At 64.3% G+C, this 16,783-nt stretch carries 16 protein-coding genes; 12 read left to right on the top strand and 4 right to left on the bottom strand.

Annotation, left to right across the window (positions count from 1 at the left end):
• Position 1 precedes the first annotated feature (1 nt).
• The 8 genes from MC269_RS14755 to katG all read left to right on the top strand — a co-directional run bounded on the left by MC269_RS14755 (position 2) and on the right by katG (position 7,727).
• A complete protein-coding gene (locus MC269_RS14755) occupies positions 2-667 on the top strand; it encodes an amino acid ABC transporter permease (RefSeq protein ID WP_239952857.1) in 666 nt (221 codons plus the stop codon).
• Positions 667-1,323: an amino acid ABC transporter permease gene (locus MC269_RS14750; RefSeq protein ID WP_081141223.1), complete on the top strand. Its 657-nt coding sequence runs from the start codon at positions 667-669 to the stop codon at positions 1,321-1,323. Before MC269_RS14755 ends, MC269_RS14750 begins: the two co-directional genes overlap by 1 nt.
• Complete coding sequence (locus MC269_RS14745) at positions 1,304-2,035, top strand: amino acid ABC transporter ATP-binding protein (RefSeq protein WP_033752862.1); 732 nt, start codon at positions 1,304-1,306, stop codon at positions 2,033-2,035. Before MC269_RS14750 ends, MC269_RS14745 begins: the two co-directional genes overlap by 20 nt.
• An 18-nt stretch (positions 2,036-2,053) precedes the next feature.
• Entirely contained in the window at positions 2,054-3,286 is a 1,233-nt protein-coding gene (locus MC269_RS14740; RefSeq protein ID WP_081141222.1) for an alanine--glyoxylate aminotransferase family protein, read from the top strand.
• Positions 3,283-4,542, top strand: coding sequence for an allantoate amidohydrolase (hpxK, locus tag MC269_RS14735; protein WP_239952856.1), 1,260 nt, complete (start codon positions 3,283-3,285; stop codon positions 4,540-4,542). Before MC269_RS14740 ends, hpxK begins: the two co-directional genes overlap by 4 nt.
• Positions 4,539-5,033 carry a 2-oxo-4-hydroxy-4-carboxy-5-ureidoimidazoline decarboxylase gene (uraD, locus tag MC269_RS14730; RefSeq protein WP_239952855.1) on the top strand — a complete coding sequence of 165 codons (495 nt, stop codon included), beginning with the start codon at positions 4,539-4,541 and terminating at the stop codon, positions 5,031-5,033. The genes hpxK and uraD overlap by 4 nt, the downstream gene beginning before the upstream one ends.
• A complete protein-coding gene (gene uraH / locus MC269_RS14725; protein WP_081141219.1) occupies positions 5,030-5,365 on the top strand; it encodes a hydroxyisourate hydrolase in 336 nt (111 codons plus the stop codon). The genes uraD and uraH overlap by 4 nt, the downstream gene beginning before the upstream one ends.
• A gap of 103 nt (positions 5,366-5,468) precedes the next feature.
• Positions 5,469-7,727: a catalase/peroxidase HPI gene (katG, locus tag MC269_RS14720; protein WP_239952854.1), complete on the top strand. Its 2,259-nt coding sequence runs from the start codon at positions 5,469-5,471 to the stop codon at positions 7,725-7,727.
• A gap of 57 nt (positions 7,728-7,784) precedes the next feature.
• On the opposite strand, the gene MC269_RS14715 is transcribed toward katG, so the two are convergent.
• Both MC269_RS14715 and MC269_RS14710 read right to left on the bottom strand, forming a co-directional pair.
• Complete coding sequence (locus MC269_RS14715) at positions 7,785-8,555, bottom strand: amidohydrolase (RefSeq protein WP_239952853.1); 771 nt, start codon at positions 8,553-8,555, stop codon at positions 7,785-7,787.
• Positions 8,543-9,703: a pyridoxal phosphate-dependent aminotransferase gene (locus MC269_RS14710; protein ID WP_239952852.1), complete on the bottom strand. Its 1,161-nt coding sequence runs from the start codon at positions 9,701-9,703 to the stop codon at positions 8,543-8,545. Before MC269_RS14710 ends, MC269_RS14715 begins: the two co-directional genes overlap by 13 nt.
• A gap of 131 nt (positions 9,704-9,834) precedes the next feature.
• Here MC269_RS14710 and MC269_RS14705 point away from each other — a divergent pair, with 131 nt between their 5' ends.
• From MC269_RS14705 to MC269_RS14695, 3 genes are read left to right on the top strand one after another with little or no spacing between them, the layout of a single operon-like run.
• On the top strand, positions 9,835-10,449 hold the full coding sequence (locus MC269_RS14705) for a methylthioribulose 1-phosphate dehydratase (protein WP_239952851.1): 615 nt from the start codon (positions 9,835-9,837) through the stop codon (positions 10,447-10,449).
• On the top strand, positions 10,446-11,123 hold the full coding sequence (mtnC, locus tag MC269_RS14700) for an acireductone synthase (RefSeq protein ID WP_239952850.1): 678 nt from the start codon (positions 10,446-10,448) through the stop codon (positions 11,121-11,123). Before MC269_RS14705 ends, mtnC begins: the two co-directional genes overlap by 4 nt.
• Positions 11,120-11,662, top strand: a complete 543-nt coding sequence (locus tag MC269_RS14695) for an acireductone dioxygenase (RefSeq protein WP_081141213.1) — start codon at positions 11,120-11,122, stop codon at positions 11,660-11,662. Before mtnC ends, MC269_RS14695 begins: the two co-directional genes overlap by 4 nt.
• Before the next feature lie 29 nt (positions 11,663-11,691).
• On the opposite strand, the gene mtnA is transcribed toward MC269_RS14695, so the two are convergent.
• Positions 11,692-12,711: an S-methyl-5-thioribose-1-phosphate isomerase gene (gene mtnA / locus MC269_RS14690; protein WP_239952849.1), complete on the bottom strand. Its 1,020-nt coding sequence runs from the start codon at positions 12,709-12,711 to the stop codon at positions 11,692-11,694.
• Between the two features lie 134 nt (positions 12,712-12,845).
• Between mtnA and mtnK the strand changes: the two genes are divergently transcribed.
• Positions 12,846-14,045, top strand: a complete 1,200-nt coding sequence (gene mtnK, locus MC269_RS14685; RefSeq protein ID WP_239952848.1) for an S-methyl-5-thioribose kinase — start codon at positions 12,846-12,848, stop codon at positions 14,043-14,045.
• A 266-nt stretch (positions 14,046-14,311) separates the two neighbouring features.
• Here mtnK and fadE read toward each other — a convergent pair whose 3' ends face one another.
• Entirely contained in the window at positions 14,312-16,759 is a 2,448-nt protein-coding gene (gene fadE, locus MC269_RS14680) for an acyl-CoA dehydrogenase FadE (protein ID WP_239952847.1), read from the bottom strand.
• Positions 16,760-16,783: the final 24 nt, after the last annotated feature.

Here is a 16,783-nt window from a genome sequence, read left to right as displayed (position 1 = left end):
TATGCTCGGGCAACTTAACTTTCCTGCGCTCCTGCCCTACTGGCCGGAGCTGCTCGCCGGCCTGTGGGTCACGATTCAGCTGACGGTGCTGGCTACCGTCGGCGGCGTCGGGCTGGGGATCCTCGGTGCGGCGCTGCGCAGCGGCCAGCCGGGCTGGGCCAGTCGCCTCTGGGGGCTGTACGTGGAGATTATCCGCAACACCCCGTTCGTGGTGCAGCTCTTTTTTATCGTGTTCGGCCTGCCCAATCTGGGCCTGAAGCTGACGGCGGGCGAAGCGGCGCTGCTGGCGATGCTGATTAACCTCGGCGCCTACAGCACCGAAATTATCCGCGCCGGCATTCAGGTGACGCCGAAAGGGCAGTGGGAAGCGGGACGCGTGCTGGGGCTGACGCGCGCGCAAACCTTTCTGCGCGTGGTGCTGCCGCCATCGCTGCAGCGCATCTATCCGGCGCTAGTGAGCCAGTGCATTATCGTGATGCTCGGCTCGTCGGTGGTGTCGCAGGTCTCCTATGAAGAGCTGACCTTCGCCGCCAACCTGATCCAGTCGCGCACCTTTTTAAGCTTCGAGGTCTATCTGGTGACCACGCTGATCTATCTGCTGTTGTCGATCGCCATGCGCCAGGTGCTGCTGGCGGTGGGACGTAAATGGTTGGGAGCGCAGGCATGATGAGCACCTTTACCGACTGGGATATTCTGCGCAACCTGCTGCTGGCGGCGCGCTGGACGCTGCTGCTGTCGCTGACCGCCTTTGTCGGCGGCACGCTGGTGACGCTGCCGCTGCTCTTTCTGCGCCTGCTGCAGCGTAAGTGGCTGACGCGGCTGATCCGCGGCTACACCGAGCTGTTTCAGGGCACGCCGCTGCTGATGCAGCTGTTTCTCGCCTTTTTTGGTGTCGGGCTGTTCGGCATCGACGTCGCGCCCTGGACTGCGGCCTCGCTGGCGTTAACCTTCTACACCAGCGCCTTTCTGCTCGATATCTGGTTCGGCAGCATTCGCGCGCTGCCGAAAGGGCAGTGGGAGGCGTCGCGCTGCCTCGGCCTCAGCTTTGGCCAGACGCTGTGCCGGGTGATCGCGCCGCAGGCGATCCGCATCGCCATCGCGCCGACGGTGGGCTTCGCCGTACAGGTGATCAAAGGCACCGCGCTCGCCTCGATTATCGGCTTTATCGAACTGACCAAAGCCGGCACCATTTTGAACAACGTGACCTATCAGCCCTTTAAGGTGTTTGGCCTGGTCGCGCTGGGCTACTTCCTGATGTGTTATCCGCTGTCCCGCTACAGCCAGTATCTGGAGAAAAAATTCCATGCCGCTCATCACCATTAATCAGGTGCAGAAGTACTACGGCGATAATCACGTGCTGAAAGGCGTCGATCTCGATATCGAGATGGGCGAAGTGATCTCGATAATCGGCCGCAGTGGATCGGGCAAAAGCACGCTGCTGCGCTGCATGAACGGGCTGGAAGGCTATCAGGAAGGGAGCATCAAGCTGGGCGGCATGACCATCACCGACCGCGATTCTCAGGCGCGCGACATCAGCCGCTCGGTCGGCATGGTGTTCCAGAACTTCAACCTTTTTCCGCATATGACCGCGCTGGAAAACGTGATGCTGGCGCCGCGCCGCGTGCTGAAGAAAAGCGAGGCGGAGTGCCGCGCACTGGCGACGCAGATGCTGGAGAAAGTCGGCCTCGGCGAACGCCTCGACTACTCTCCGGCGAACCTCTCCGGCGGCCAGCAGCAGCGCGTCGCCATCGCCCGCGCGCTGGCGATGAACCCGAAGGTGCTGCTGTGCGACGAGATCACCTCGGCGCTTGACCCCGAACTGGTGGGCGAGGTGCTGAAAGTGCTGGAGCAGCTCGCCGCCGAAGGCATGACGCTGATCCTCGTCACCCATGAGATGAACTTCGCCCGCGACGTCGGCGACCGCGTGGTCTTTATGCATCAGGGGCGCGTCTGGGAGCAGGGCAGCAGCAAAACCCTGTTCGCCGCGCCGCAGACGCCGGAGCTGAAGCAGTTTATCTCCTCGGTGCGACTCTAATTTAGACAGGAAATCAACATGGAAAACCGCTACCCGCAAATCAATCCGCCGCAGCGTCTGCTGATGGGCCCTGGCCCGATCAACGCCGATCCGCGCGTGCTGCGCGCCATGTCCAGCCAGCTGATCGGCCAGTACGATCCGGCGATGACCCACTATATGAACGAGGTGATGGCGCTTTATCGCGGGGTCTTCCGCACCGAAAACCGCTGGACGCTGCTGATCGACGGCACCTCGCGCGCCGGGATCGAGGCGATCCTGCTGTCGGCGATCCGTCCTGGCGATCGGGTGCTGGTGCCGGTATTCGGCCGCTTTGGCCATCTGCTGTGTGAGATTGCCCGCCGCTGTCGCGCCGAGGTGCACACCATCGAGGTGCCCTGGGGCGAGGTGTTTACGCCGGATCAGATCGAGGACGCCATTAAGCGCGTGAAGCCGCGCCTGCTGCTGACGGTGCAGGGCGACACCTCGACCACCATGCTGCAGCCGCTGGCGGAGCTGGGCGCCATCTGCCAGAAGTACGGCGTGCTCTTCTACACCGACGCCACCGCGTCGCTCGGCGGCAACGCGCTGGAAACCGACGCCTGGGGGCTGGATGCGGTGTCGGCCGGGATGCAGAAATGCCTCGGCGGCCCCTCCGGCACCTCGCCGATCACCCTCAGCCCGCAGATGGAAGCGGCGATCCGCCGCCGCAAATGCGTGGAAGAGGGGATCCGCACCGCCGCGCATCAGGACGGCGACGAAGAGATGATCTACTCCAACTATTTCGATCTCGGCATGATCATGGACTACTGGGGGCCGGAGCGCCTTAACCACCATACCGAGGCGACCAGCGCGCTGTTCGGCGCGCGCGAGTGCGCGCGGCTGATCCTGCAGGAGGGCCTGGACGCAGGTATCGCGCGGCACAAGCTGCACGGCGAGGCGCTGCTGAAGGGCATTCAGGGCATGGGGCTGGAAACCTTCGGCGACCTGAAGCACAAGATGAACAACGTGCTCGGCGTGGTGATCCCGCAGGGCGTCAACGGCGACCAGGTGCGCGCGCTGATGCTGGAGGATTTCGGCATCGAGATCGGCACCTCATTCGGGCCGCTGCACGGCAAGGTATGGCGCATCGGTACCATGGGCTACAACGCGCGTAAAGATTGCGTGATGACCACGCTGGCGGCGCTGGAGGCGGTGCTGACGCACGTCGGCTTCCGCGCAACCCAGGGCGCGGCGATGCAGGCGGCCTGGGATCGCTACGGGAGCGAGGCATGATGATGAACGCCGTTGAGGCGCAGCTCGCCGCCGAACGGGTGATGGCGCGCTGTGACGCGCTGGCGGCGATCAGCGAATCGCCCGATCAGCTGACGCGCGTCTACCTCTCGCCGCAGCATCTGCGCGCCAACGCGCAGGTCGGCGAGTGGATGGCGCAGGCCGGCATGCGCGTCTGGCAGGATGAAGTCGGCAATATCTGCGGCCGCTACGACGGCGCAAGCGAGGGCGCGCCCGCGCTGCTGCTCGGCTCGCATCTCGATACGGTGCGCAACGCCGGTCGCTACGACGGCATGCTCGGCGTGCTGACCGCAATTGAAACCGTGCAGTGGCTGCATCAGAGGCGGCAGCGCCTGCCGCTGGCGGTGGAGATCGTCGGCTTCGGCGACGAAGAGGGCACGCGCTTCGGCATTACGCTGCTTGGCAGCCGCGGCATCGCCGGCAGCTGGCCAGAGAGCTGGACCACGCATCCAGACGGCAACGGCATCACCGTGGCGCAGGCGATGGCGGACGTGGGGCTGGACGCGGAAGCGATCCCGCGCGCGGCGCGTGACCTGAACGACATCGTCGCCTATCTTGAACTGCATATCGAACAGGGGCCCTGCCTGGAGCAGGAAGGGCTGGCGCTGGGTGTGGTCACCGCCATCAACGGCGCGCGCCGTCTTAGCTGCCGCTTCAGCGGCGAGGCGGGCCACGCGGGCACGGTGCCGATGGTCCACCGTAAAGACGCGCTGGCGGCGGCGGCGGAGTGGATGGTGTTTATCGAGGCGACCACGCGCGAGCAGGATCCGCAGCTGGTGGCCACGGTTGGCACGCTGAGCTGCGCGCCTGGTGCGGTCAACGTTATTCCTGGCGAGGTGACGCTGTCGCTCGACGTGCGCGGCCCGCAGGACCTGCCGCTGGAGCGGCTGCTGTCGAGCCTGCTGACTCAGGGCGAGGCGATCGCGCTGCGGCGCGGCCTGCGCTTCGAGGCGGAAGAGTATTACCGCATCAGCGCCACCGCCTGCGACAGCGATCTGCAGCAGGCGCTGAGCAGCGCGGTGGAGACGGTGCAGGGCCGCACGCTGGCGCTGCCGAGCGGCGCGGGCCATGACGCTATCGCCATCGCCGAGCGCTGGCCGGTCGGCATGCTGTTCGTGCGCAACGAACGCGGCATCAGCCACCATCCGGCGGAAGCGGTAATGACCGAGGACGTGGCGCTGGCGGTGCGCGCTTATCTGCACGCCGTGTGCCAGCTGGCGCAGCGAGGCGCGCCATGAACCTCGCGACCTTCAACGCGCTACCGGCGTCGGCGGCACAGGCGGCAATCGCCCACTGCGTGGCAATCCCGCGCTGGCAGCAGGCGCTGGCGGCCGCAAGGCCTTTCGCCTCGCTGGCGGCGCTGCTGGCGGAAGCGGAGCGGCTGACGCAGGCGTGGAGCCGCGACGATCTGGAGCAGGCGCTGCTGGCCCATCCGCGCATTGGCGAACGCGCCAGCGGCGCAGAGAAAGAGGCGGCACTGTCGCGGCAGGAGCAGTCCGCGATGGGCGACGCCGACGCGGCGCTGAAGCAGGCGATGCGGGCGGGCAATCAGGCCTATGAAGCGCGCTTCGGCCGCGTCTTCCTGATCCGCGCCAGCGGGCGCAGCGGCGAAGAGATGCTGGCGCAGCTTCAGCGTCGCCTGACACACGATGAACCCACTGAAACGCGCGAAGCGCTACAGCAGCTGCGGGAGATCACCCTGCTGCGTCTGAAGGAGAGACTGCTATGAGCACCATCACCACCCATATTCTCGACACCGCGCTGGGCAAACCGGCGGTCGGCGTCGCTATCTCCCTTGAGCAGAATAGCCCGGAGGGCTGGCTGCCGGTTGCCGACGGCGAGACGGACAGCGACGGGCGCATCGGCGACTTAACGCCGGAGCCGCTGACGCCGGGCCACTATCGCCTGACGGCCGAAATCGGCGACTACTTTGCCGCAGATGGCCGCGACGCGCTCTACGTCTCCGCGCAGATTGACTTCGTGATCGCCGCCGCGGGCAGCCATTTTCATCTGCCTTTTCTCATCTCGCCGTGGTCGTGGTCGACCTATCGCGGAAGCTAATTTTGAAAGCCTGCGGCTATCAAAACCGTTGGTGTATCCAGATAGTGTTTGGCGCAGTGTAACGCTATCGTAGCCGGGTAACCAAAAGCCAACGGAGCCGATAATGAGCACGCCCGAAGATAACAATAACGCCGCAGGTAAATGCCCTTTCCCTCATGGCGCGTCGCAAGAAAAAAATCAGAATGAGAGCGGCGCCGACGCCGGTAAATGTCCGTTTAACCACGGCGCCTCTGAAGAGAAAAGCGTGCTGGCGCGTGGCGCTGGCAGCGGCACCACCAACCGCGACTGGTGGCCTAACATGCTGCGCGTCGACCTGCTGAACCAGCACTCCAGCCGTTCCAATCCTCTCAGCGACGACTTCAACTACCGCGACGAATTCAGCAAGCTCGACTATTCGGCGCTGAAAGCGGACATTCGCGCGCTGCTGACTGACTCCCAATCCTGGTGGCCAGCCGACTGGGGCAGCTATATCGGCCTGTTTATCCGTATGGCATGGCACAGCGCAGGCACCTATCGCACCATCGACGGTCGCGGCGGCTCTGGCCGTGGTCAGCAGCGTTTCGCGCCGCTCAACTCCTGGCCGGACAACGTCAGCCTGGATAAAGCGCGTCGCCTGCTGTGGCCGGTGAAACAGAAGTATGGCCAGAAAATTTCCTGGGCCGATCTCTATATTCTCGCGGGCAACGTCTCGCTGGAAAACGCCGGCTTCCGCACCTTCGGCTTTGGTGCCGGACGTGAAGACGTGTGGGAACCGGATATGGATGTGGACTGGGGCCACGAGACCGAATGGCTGGCGCATCGTCATCCGGAAAGCCTCGCCAACGCGCCGCTCGGCGCCACCGAAATGGGCCTGATCTACGTCAACCCGGAAGGCCCGGAAGCGAGCGGCAACCCGGCCTCGGCCGCGCCAGCCATTCGCGCCACCTTTGGCAACATGGGCATGAACGACGAAGAGATCGTGGCGCTGATCGCCGGCGGCCATACGCTGGGTAAAACCCACGGCGCGGGCGCGGCCAGCCATCTTGATGTCGATCCGGAAGCCTCGCCGATTGAAGCGCAGGGCTTCGGCTGGCGCAGCAGCTACGGCAGCGGCGCAGGCGCAGACGCCATTACGTCGGGTCTGGAAGTGGTCTGGACGCAAACCCCGACCCAGTGGAGCAACTACTTCTTCGAGAACCTGTTCAAATATGAGTGGGTGCAGACGCACAGCCCGGCGGGCGCCATTCAGTTTGAGGCGAGCAACGCCGACGCGATTATTCCCGATCCGTTCGATCCAGAGAAAAAGCGCAAGCCGACCATGCTGGTGACCGACCTGACGCTGCGCTTCGACCCGGAGTTCGAAAAGATCTCCCGTCGCTTCCTTAACGATCCGCAGGCGTTTAACGAAGCCTTCGCCCGCGCCTGGTTCAAGCTGACCCACCGCGATATGGGGCCGAAAGCGCGCTACCTTGGCCCGGAAGTGCCGAAGGAAGATCTGCTGTGGCAGGATCCGCTGCCGGCGGCGATTTATCAGCCGAGCGAGAGCGACATCAGCGAGCTGAAGGCGAAAATCGCGGCATCTGGTCTGAGCGTCAGCCAGCTGGTTTCCGCTGCCTGGGCCTCTGCGTCGACCTTCCGCGGCGGCGACAAGCGCGGCGGCGCGAACGGTGCCCGTCTGGCGCTGGCGCCGCAGAGAGAGTGGGCGGTCAACGCCAGCGTGATCCGCGACGTGCTGCCGGTGCTGCAGGATATTCAGCACACCACAGGCAAAGCCTCGCTGGCGGACATTATCGTGCTGGCGGGCAACGTCGGTGTCGAAATGGCGGCCGCGGCGGCGGGCGTAGCGGTGCAGGTGCCCTTTACGCCGGGCCGCGTCGATGCGCGCCAGGATCAGACTGACGTCGACTCCTTTGCGCTGCTGCAGCCGCTGGCGGACGGTTTCCGCAACTATCGTCGTGTGCAGGGCGGTTCATCTACCGAAACCCTGCTGCTGGATAAAGCGCAGCAGCTGACCCTGAGCGCGCCGGAGTTGACGGTACTGCTGGGCGGTCTGCGCGTGCTGGGAACCAACTTCGACGGCAGCGACCGCGGCCTGTTCACCGAACGTCCCGGCGTGCTGAGCACCGACTTCTTCTCGAACCTGCTCGATATGCGTACCGCATGGCGCGCCACCGACGAGAGCGAGGAGCTGTTTGAAGGGCGCGACCGTCAGAGCGGCGAGGTGAAGTTCCACGCCACCCGCGCTGACCTGGTGTTTGGCTCAAATGCCATCCTGCGCGCGCTGGCGGAAGTTTACGCCAGCGGCGACGCCCACCAGAAGTTCGTTACCGACTTCGTGGCCGTCTGGACCAAAGTGATGAATCTGGATCGCTTCGATATCTAATCGGGTAAAAAAAGAGAAAGCCGCAGCCTGTCCGCTGCGGCTTTTTTTTGCCTGTTGCTAGCTCAGCGTAAAGGCATCGCCGTCGCGCCACGCCGGGAAGCGGGCGCGATAAGCATCCAGCGCCTCGCGCGACAGCGTCGCATCCAGCCGCGCCTGCGCACCGGGCTGGGCGGCGCTGAGGATCTCGCCCTGCGGCGAGATAATCTGGCTGTCGCCGCTGTAGTGATGCTGATTGCCGTCGCTGCCGACGCGGTTGCAGCCCGCGACATAGGCCTGATTCTCAATAGCGCGCGCCAGCAGCAGCGCCTGCCAGTGCAGGGCGCGCGGCGCCGGCCAGTTCGCCACGTAGAGCGCCAGATCGTAGTCGTCGCGGTTGCGGGAGAAGACCGGGAAGCGCAGGTCGTAGCAGATCTGCGGCAGGATGCGCCAGCCGCGCCACTGTAGCACCGCGCGCGTGTCGCCCGGCAGATAGTGATGATGCTCGTCCGCCATACGGAACAGGTGGCGCTTGTCATACTGATGCAGCGTGCCGTCCGGCTCCACCAGCAGGAAGCGATTCACCGCGCCTTTCTCGGTCTGGATCGCCGCGCTGCCGCCTACCAGCGCGTCGCTTGCCGCGGCGTGTTTATGCAGCCACTCCACCACCTGCGCCTGCGGCAGCGAGCGCTGCGCCGCCTCCATAGCGAAGCCGGTGGTGAACATCTCCGGCAGCAGGATCAGATCGCGGCCCGTAATGCCCTCAAGCACACCGTCGAAGTGGCGCAGGTTCGCCTCGCCGTCCATCCAGTGCAGGGTTTCCTGTAAAACCGTGATGTTTAAATCTGACATAAGCGCTCCGCAGCGGCGTCGAGCGTCGCCTCCTGTTTGGCGAAGCAGAGCCGGATCAGCTTATGCGGAAACGGCCCGGCGCAGAACACCGACAGCGGGATCGCCGCCACGCCCACCTCTTTTGTCAGCCACTGGCAGAAGCTGACGTCGTCGAGGTCGGAGATGGCGCTGTAGTCCGCCAGCAGAAAGTAGGTGCCTTCGCACGGCAGCACCTTGAAGCGGCTCCTCTCCAGCGCCTGCGCCAGCCGGTCACGGCGCGCGCGGTAAAAGGCGGAGAGTTCGCGGTAGTGCGCCGGCTCGTGGCGCAGCATATCGGCGATCGCCAGCTGGGCCGGGGTATTGACCGAGAAGGTCAGATACTGATGCACCTTGCGGATCTCGGCGCTGATAGCGGCGGGCGCAACGCTGTAGCCCACCTTCCAGCCGGTCATATGAAAGGTTTTGCCGAACGAGGAGACGGCGACGGCGCGCTGGCGCAGCTGCGGATGCGCCAGCACGCTGGCGTGGCCCGCCTCGTCGAAGCAGATATGCTCATAGACCTCGTCGCTCAGCACGTAGATCTCCTGGTCGGCGATCGCCTGCCACAGCGCGGCGAAATCGGCGCTGCGCCAGACGGTGGCAGAGGGGTTGTGCGGCGTATTGAGGATCACCAGGCGGGTTTTGCGGGAGAGCAGCGCGGCGAACGCCGTCCAGTCAACGCGAAAGCCCGGCGGCTGCAGCGCGATGCGTTTCAGCACGCCGCCCGACAGCTCCACGGCGGGCGCATAGCTGTCGTAGCTCGGGTCGAAGCAGATCACCTCGTCGCCCGGTCGCACCAGCGCGGTGATCGCCGCATAGAGCGCTTCGGTCGCGCCGGCGGTCACGGTGATGTCGCTGTTGACGTCGGGGCGATAGCCGTACAGCTCGGCGGTTTTCTCGGCGATCGCCTCGCGCAGCGGCAGCGCGCCGGTCATCGGCGCATACTGGTTCGCGCCCTCGCTAACGTGATGCGCCAGGCGCGCCTGCAGATAGCGCGGGCCGTCGAAATCGGGAAAGCCTTGTGACAGGTTGATGGCGTTATGCTGCTGCGCCAGTGCGCTCATCTGGGTAAAAATGGTGGTGCCGAGGGCGGGAAGCTTGCTCTCCGGCGTCAGGTTGGGCTGCGTCATGGTTAATGGCCTTAAGCGCGAATGTCATTGCGGAGTAACCCCTTGTTGAAGCCACTATAAACAGGATGTTAATATTTGGCAATCGAGACGCTTAGACGTCTAAAACCCACCTACAGGATGCCCGAAACGCTATGTCTGAACACTCTCCGCTCGACCAGCTGGTGGCGGCCTGCCACTGGATCGGCGCCAAAGGCTGGGCGCCCGCCACCGGCGGCAATATGTCGGTTCGCGAAGATGCCCGCTTCTGCCTGCTCAGCGAGTCGGGCAAGGATAAAGGCAGCCTGACGCGCGACGACTTTATTCAGGTGGAGATCGCCACCAGCCGCGCACCGTCCGGGCGCAAACCCTCGGCGGAAACCGGGCTGCACACGCTGATTTACCGGCTGTTTCCCGAAGCGGGCGCGGTGCTGCACACCCATACGGTCAACGCCACCGTGCTGTCACGCGTGGAAAAAGGCCGTGCGCTGCGGCTGGCGGGCTACGAGATGCAGAAGTCGCTGGCGGGCCAGCGCAGCCATCTCGACGCCGTGGCGATCCCGCTGTTCGATAACGACCAGGATATCGACGCGCTGGCGCGACGCATTGAGGCATACGCCGCGGAAACGCCGTTCCGCTACGGTTTTCTGCTGCGCGGCCACGGCTTAACCTGCTGGGGCCAGGACGTGAGCGAAGCGCGTCGCCATCTGGAAGGTCTGGAATTTTTATTTGAATGCGAACGTCAACGTCGCCTGCTGGAGGCCCAATGATCCGCGCCATTGTTACCGATATTGAAGGCACCACCAGCGATATTCGCTTTGTGCATGAGGTGCTTTTCCCCTACGCGCGCCAGCATCTCGCCGCGTTTATCCGCGCGCAGCAGCATCAGCCTGAGGTGGCCGCCGCGCTCGACGCGGTGCGCGCGGAGGCGCAGCAGCCCGACGCCGATCTCGCTGCGCTGACGCAGATCCTGCTGGGCTTTATGGATGAGGATCGTAAATCCACCGGCCTGAAAGCGCTGCAGGGGATGATCTGGCGCGACGGCTACGTCAACGGCCGTTTTACCGGCCATCTCTATCCTGACGTACTGCCCGCGCTGCGCGCCTGGCGCGAGCAGGGCATTCAGCTCTACGTCTATTCTTCCGGTTCGGTAGCGGCGCAAAAACTGTTATTTGGCTACAGTGATGAAGGTGATATTACGGACCTGTTTAGCGGCTATTTCGACACGCGCGTTGGCGCCAAGCGCGAGGTCGCTTCCTACCGCACTATCGCCGACCAAACCGGCCTGCCCGCTGAGCAGCTGCTGTTCCTCTCCGACATTCGTCAGGAGCTGGATGCGGCAGCGGAAGCCGGATGGAATACTGTGCAGTTAATTCGCGGCCCCGCAGACAGCGACAGCCGCCATCATCAGGTGAACACCTTTTCGGGAGTCGTTTTAGCATGAGTGCATTGACCATTTTTACCGATACCGAAGCCACGCTGCCGGTGTGGCACAGTACCGATGCGGAGATGATCCGCGAGCGGCTGAATGCAAAAAATGTGCGCTTTGAGCGCTGGGCGGCGGATCGCGACTTAGGCGACAATCCCCAGCCTGCCGACGTGATCGAGGCCTATCAGCACGCCATCGATCGGCTGGTGGCGGAGAAGGGCTATCAGAGCTGGGACGTGATCAGCATGCGCGCCGACCACCCGCAAAAAGAGACGCTGCGCGAGAAGTTTCTCTCCGAGCACACCCACGGCGAAGATGAGGTGCGGTTCTTTGTCGAAGGCGCGGGCCTGTTCTGCCTGCATCTCGACGGCCAGGTCTATCAGATCCTGTGTGAGAAAAACGATCTGATCTCGGTGCCGGCGGGCACGCCGCACTGGTTCGATATGGGATCCTCGCCGAACTTCACCGCCATCCGTATCTTCGATAATCAGGAGGGCTGGGTGGCGCACTTTACCGGCGACGCCATCGCCGACGCCTATCCGCGCCTGCCGTAATGCCATCAGGGCGCGCGTCGCGCGCCCGACTAAGGCTGAAACACGCCCGCCGCCACCGCTTCAGGCGTCACCACGCCGGTATCCAGCACCCAGCCGCTGATCAGCGCCGCAGGCGTCACGTCGAACGCCGGGTTGTAGACCTCCGCATTCTCCGGCGCCCACTGCACGCTGCCGAAGCTGCCCGCCACGGCGGTTACTTCGCTGGCGGCGCGCTGCTCGATAGGAATATCGCGGCCGCTGGCGCACTGGCGATCCAGCGTGGTGTGCGGCGCGGCGACGTAGAAGGGGATCTGATGGTAGCGCGCCAGCACCGCCAGGCTGTAGGTGCCGATTTTATTCGCCACGTCGCCGTTGGCCGCGATGCGGTCCGCGCCGACCCAGATGGCGTCGACCTGGCCGCTCGCCATCAGGCTGGCCGCCATCGAATCGGCGATCAGCCGATAGGGGATCGCCAGCTCGCCCAGCTCCCAGGCGGTTAACCGTCCGCCCTGCAGCAGCGGGCGCGTCTCATCCACCCAGACGCTCGCCACCTTGCCCTGCTGATGCGCGCGAGCAATGACCCCCAGCGCGGTGCCGACGCCCGCCGTCGCCAGCCCGCCGGTGTTGCAGTGGGTCAGCAGGCGGCTTTCGGGCTGCACCAGCGCGCTGCCCGCCTCGGCGATGCTGTCGCACAGCTGGCGATCTTCCTCTACCAGACGCAGCGCCTCCTGGCTGAGCGCGGCAACGAAATCGGGCTGCGCCAGCGCCAGCTTCATGCGGTCCAGGTTATTCATCAGGTTGACCGCCGTCGGACGCGCGGCGCGCAGCACCTCCAGCGCCTGGCTCAGCGCGTCGCGGCTGGCGCCCGCCTCGGCCAGCAGCGCCAGCAGCAGCGAGGCGGAAAGGCCAATCAGCGGCGCGCCGCGCACGCGCAGGGCGTGAATATGCCCAACCAGCTGCGCCACATCGTGCGCCGGCAGCCAGTTTTTTTGCTGCGGCAGCGCCTGCTGATCGAGGATCCAGAGCTGATTGTCACGAACCTGTAAGCTGGTGGTGCGGAGTGTTTGCATTGTCTGTGAAATCCCTGTTGCGTTGTTATTGCGTATTGTGCCAACATGCGGAACGGATGTATAGACGTCTGAACGGCTTGTTAGCCTGCCGTGGCGGGATTTTCGATTCAGAGACTTGTGTTGGAGAGAGGGCAATGTCGCAATACCGTACCTTCACCGCGGCGGACGCCGTTGAATATGCCCGCGCCTTTGGCGGCGTGGACGATCCCGCTGCGCTGGTCGAGGCGCAAGAGATTGGTGATGGCAATCTCAACCTGGTGTTTAAGATTTTCGATCGGCAGGGCCACAGCCGGGTTATCGTCAAGCAGGCGCTGCCTTACGTGCGCTGCGTCGGCGAGTCCTGGCCGCTGACGCTGGATCGCGCGCGGCTCGAGGCGCAAACCCTGGTCGAGCACTACAAATATTGTCCGCAGCACACCGTGAAGGTGACGCACTACGACGAGACGCTGGCGGTGATGGTGATGGAGGATCTCTCCAGCCACCGTATCTGGCGCGGCGAGCTGGTGAAGGGCGCGTACTATCCGCAGGCGGCGGCGCAGCTGGGCGAATATCTGGCGCAGACGCTGTTTCACACCTCTGATTTCGTGCTGCATCCGCATAAGAAAAAGGCGGAGGTGGCGCGCTTTATCAACCCGGAGATGTGCGAGATCACCGAAGATCTCTTCTTTAACGATCCCTATACCGACCACGAGCGCAACAGCTATCCGGCGGCGCTGGAGCCGCTGGTCGCCAGCCTGCGCGACGACGAGGCGCTGCGCGTCGCCGTCGCAGGGCTAAAGCACCGCTTTTTCGCCCACGCCGAAGCGCTGCTGCACGGCGATATTCACAGCGGCTCGATCTTCGTCGCCGACAACAGCCTGAAGGCGATCGACGCGGAGTTCGGCTATTTCGGTCCCATCGGTTTTGACGTCGGCACCGCGCTCGGCAACCTGCTGATCAACTACTGCGGTCTGCCGGGGCTGCTGGCCCCGCGCGAGGCGGCGGAAGGGCGCGAGCGTCGTCTTAACGACGTGCGCGAGGTGTGGAATACCTTTGCTGCGCGTTTCCTGGCGCTGGCGCAGGAGAAAACCACGGACGTGGCGCTGGCGTATCCCGGCTATGCGCAGGCGTTTCTGCGCAAGGTGTGGGCCGACACCATCGGCTACTGCGGCACCGAGCTGATCCGCCGCACCGTCGGCATGTCGCACGTGGCGGATATGAGGCTGATTAAGGATGAGGCGATGCGCACCGAGTGCATCCGCAGCTGCATTACGCTGGGACGCACGCTGATTCTGGCGGCGGATCATGTGGAGGATGCCGAGGCGCTGCTCGCGCGTATTCGGCAGGCAGGCTAAGGGTAATACGCGCCGGTTAACTCCGCGCGAACGCGGGTAGCATGGCCCGATCGCAAAGACGCAAAAAGCGGCATCCCTGCCAGCTCGGCCCACGCGTATACACCCCTCATCCCTGAGGGGCGCCCGTAAACGGGCCAACGCGCAGCGTTGTTCAAAAACGCTCCCGGCGTTTTTGTCCTTGTCGCGGGACGCTTTGCTCTTCGGTCCATGCTACCCGCTATCTGACTTTAGTGCGCGTTGTGGGTTAAAGCATACGTGCCTGTATCTTACGCCGCCTCGCTTTCCCGCGCCGCCTTCACCGCCGGCTGCTTCACCGGCACCGCCAGCGCATCCGCGGCAAACTCATCGACGTTAATGGCGCGCAGACGGCTCGCTTCGGCGCGCGTCAGCACCTCAGCCTCGGCGGCGTCAATCCAGCCCGCGCTCAGCGCCTGCTGTGCCAGCGCGTCCAGCCGGGTGAACGAGAAGTGCTGCTTCTGCTGTTTGCACAGGCGATCGTGGATCGCCTCCGCCGCCATCACCTCCTGCAACGCCTGCTCAAGCTGGCCCGCCGGATTATGCTCGCTCGGCGTCAGATACTGGCCGCGCCCCAGACGGGTACGGGTCGCGGAAGGAAGCTGCAGCAGCTTCGCCAGCTTGTGATCCAGCCGGTCGCTCGGCGCCGGGCAGTGCGTGCCGCCGGCAAAAATCATCATGCGCAGCGCGCCCGCCGCCAGCCGATTAGGGAAGTTGCGCAGCAGATCCTCAATCGCCTGCTCCGCCTGATGCAGCGCATCCTGCACGCTCCAGTGCACCAGCGGCAGATCGGCCTCGTGGCGTCCTTCGTCGTCATAGCGCTTCAGCGTCGCGGAGGCGAGATAGAGCTGGCTCAGCACATCGCCCAGACGCGCCGAAATACGCTCGCGTCGCTTCAGGCTGCCGCCCAGCACCGCCATCGAGACGTCAGACAGCAGCGCCAGGTTGGCGCTCAGGCGGTTGAGATGCTGGTAGTAGCGGCGCGTGGCGTCGCGCGTCGGCGCGGCGCTGCTGCGTCCCGCCGTCAGGCCGAGCCACAGGCTGCGCACCGCATTGCTGCCCACGTAGCCGATATGGCTGAACAGCGCGGCGTCAAAGGCATTGAGATCCTGGCTCGCCGCCGCCGCCATCTCTTTCAGCACGAACGGATGACAGCGGATCGCGCCCTGACCAAAGATAATCATGCTGCGCGTCAGAATATTGGCACCTTCCACCGTAATGGCGATCGGCGCGCCCTGATAGGCGCGGGCAAGGAAGTTATTGTTACCGAGCATAATGCCTTTACCGCCGGCGATATCCATGGCGTCCATAATGGCGCGCTGGCCGCGATGGGTGCAGTGATACTTCACAATTGCCGACAGCACTGCCGGTTTTTCCCCCTGCATAATGCCGGTGGTGATCAGCGTTGCCGCGGCGTCCATCACGTAGGCGTTGCCGGCGATGCGCGCCAGCGGCTCCTCAATGCCCTCCATCTTGCCGATAGAGACTTTGAACTGACGGCGAATATGCGCATAGGCGCCGGTGGCCAGCGCCACGCTCTTCAGGCTGCCGGTGGAGTTGGAGGGCAGGGTGATGCCGCGTCCCACTGACAAACACTCCACCAGCATCCGCCAGCCCTGGCCCGCCATCTGCGGCCCGCCGATAATAAAGTCGATCGGCACGAAAATATCCTTGCCGCGCGTCGGGCCGTTCTGGAACGGCACGTTAAGCGGGAAGTGACGCTTGCCGATTTCCACGCCCGGCGTGCTGGTGGGGATCAGCGCGCAGGTAATGCCCAGCGACTCGGTGTCGCCCAGCAGGCGATCGGGATCGGAGAGCTTAAAGGCGAGTCCCAGCACCGTCGCCACCGGCGCCAGCGTGATATAGCGTTTGTTCCAGGTCAGGCGCATGCCCAGCACCTGCTTGCCCTGCCACTCGCCCATGCAGACCACGCCGGTATCGGGGATGGCGCCGGCGTCGGAGCCCGCTTCAGGGCTGGTCAGGGCAAAACAGGGGATTTCGTCGCCGCGCGCCAGGCGCGGCAGATAGTGATCCTTCTGCTGGTCAGTGCCGTAGTGCTGCAGCAGTTCCCCGGGGCCGAGCGAGTTAGGCACGCCGACGGTAATCGCCAGAATGCCGGAGACGCCCGCCAGCTTTTGCAGCACGCGCGCCTGCGCGTAGGCGGAAAACTCGAGGCCGCCATACTCTTTCTTGATGATCATGGCGAAAAAGCGCTGCTCTTTCAAATAGGCCCACAGCTCCGGCGGCAGATCCGCCATCTCATGGGTGATGGCAAAGTCGTTGGCCATGCGGCACGCCTCTTCCACCGGGCCGTCGAGAAACGCCTGCTCTTGTGGCGTCAGGCGCGGCTGCGGATAGTTATGCAGCTTCTGCCAGTCCGGCTTGCCCTGAAACAGATCGCCTTCCCACCAGGTGGTGCCGGCGTCGATCGCCTCTTTCTCCGTGCGTGACATCGGCGGCATCACCTGTTGAAAACGCTGCAGCATCGGCTTTGAAAACAGCGAACGACGCATCGAAGCGAGGTTAAGCGGCAGCAGGATCAGCGCCAGCGGCAGCAGCAGCCAGGGCGTCCAGAGGTGCGCTGCGCTCCAGCCGGTGGTCCACAGCAGCAAAATCGCGCTGCTCGCCGCCAGGGAAACGCGGTGATAAAACAGGGCGCTGATGAGCACCAGCGTCGCAACGATCGACACAACCATCATAATCACGGCTCCGTAAGTAGTAAG

It is taken from the genome of Pantoea sp. Z09, assembly GCF_022394795.1.
GTDB lineage: Bacteria > Pseudomonadota > Gammaproteobacteria > Enterobacterales > Enterobacteriaceae > Pantoea > Pantoea latae.
Note: the sequence above shows the minus strand (reverse complement) of the source record. Positions and strands in the feature narration are given on the sequence as shown.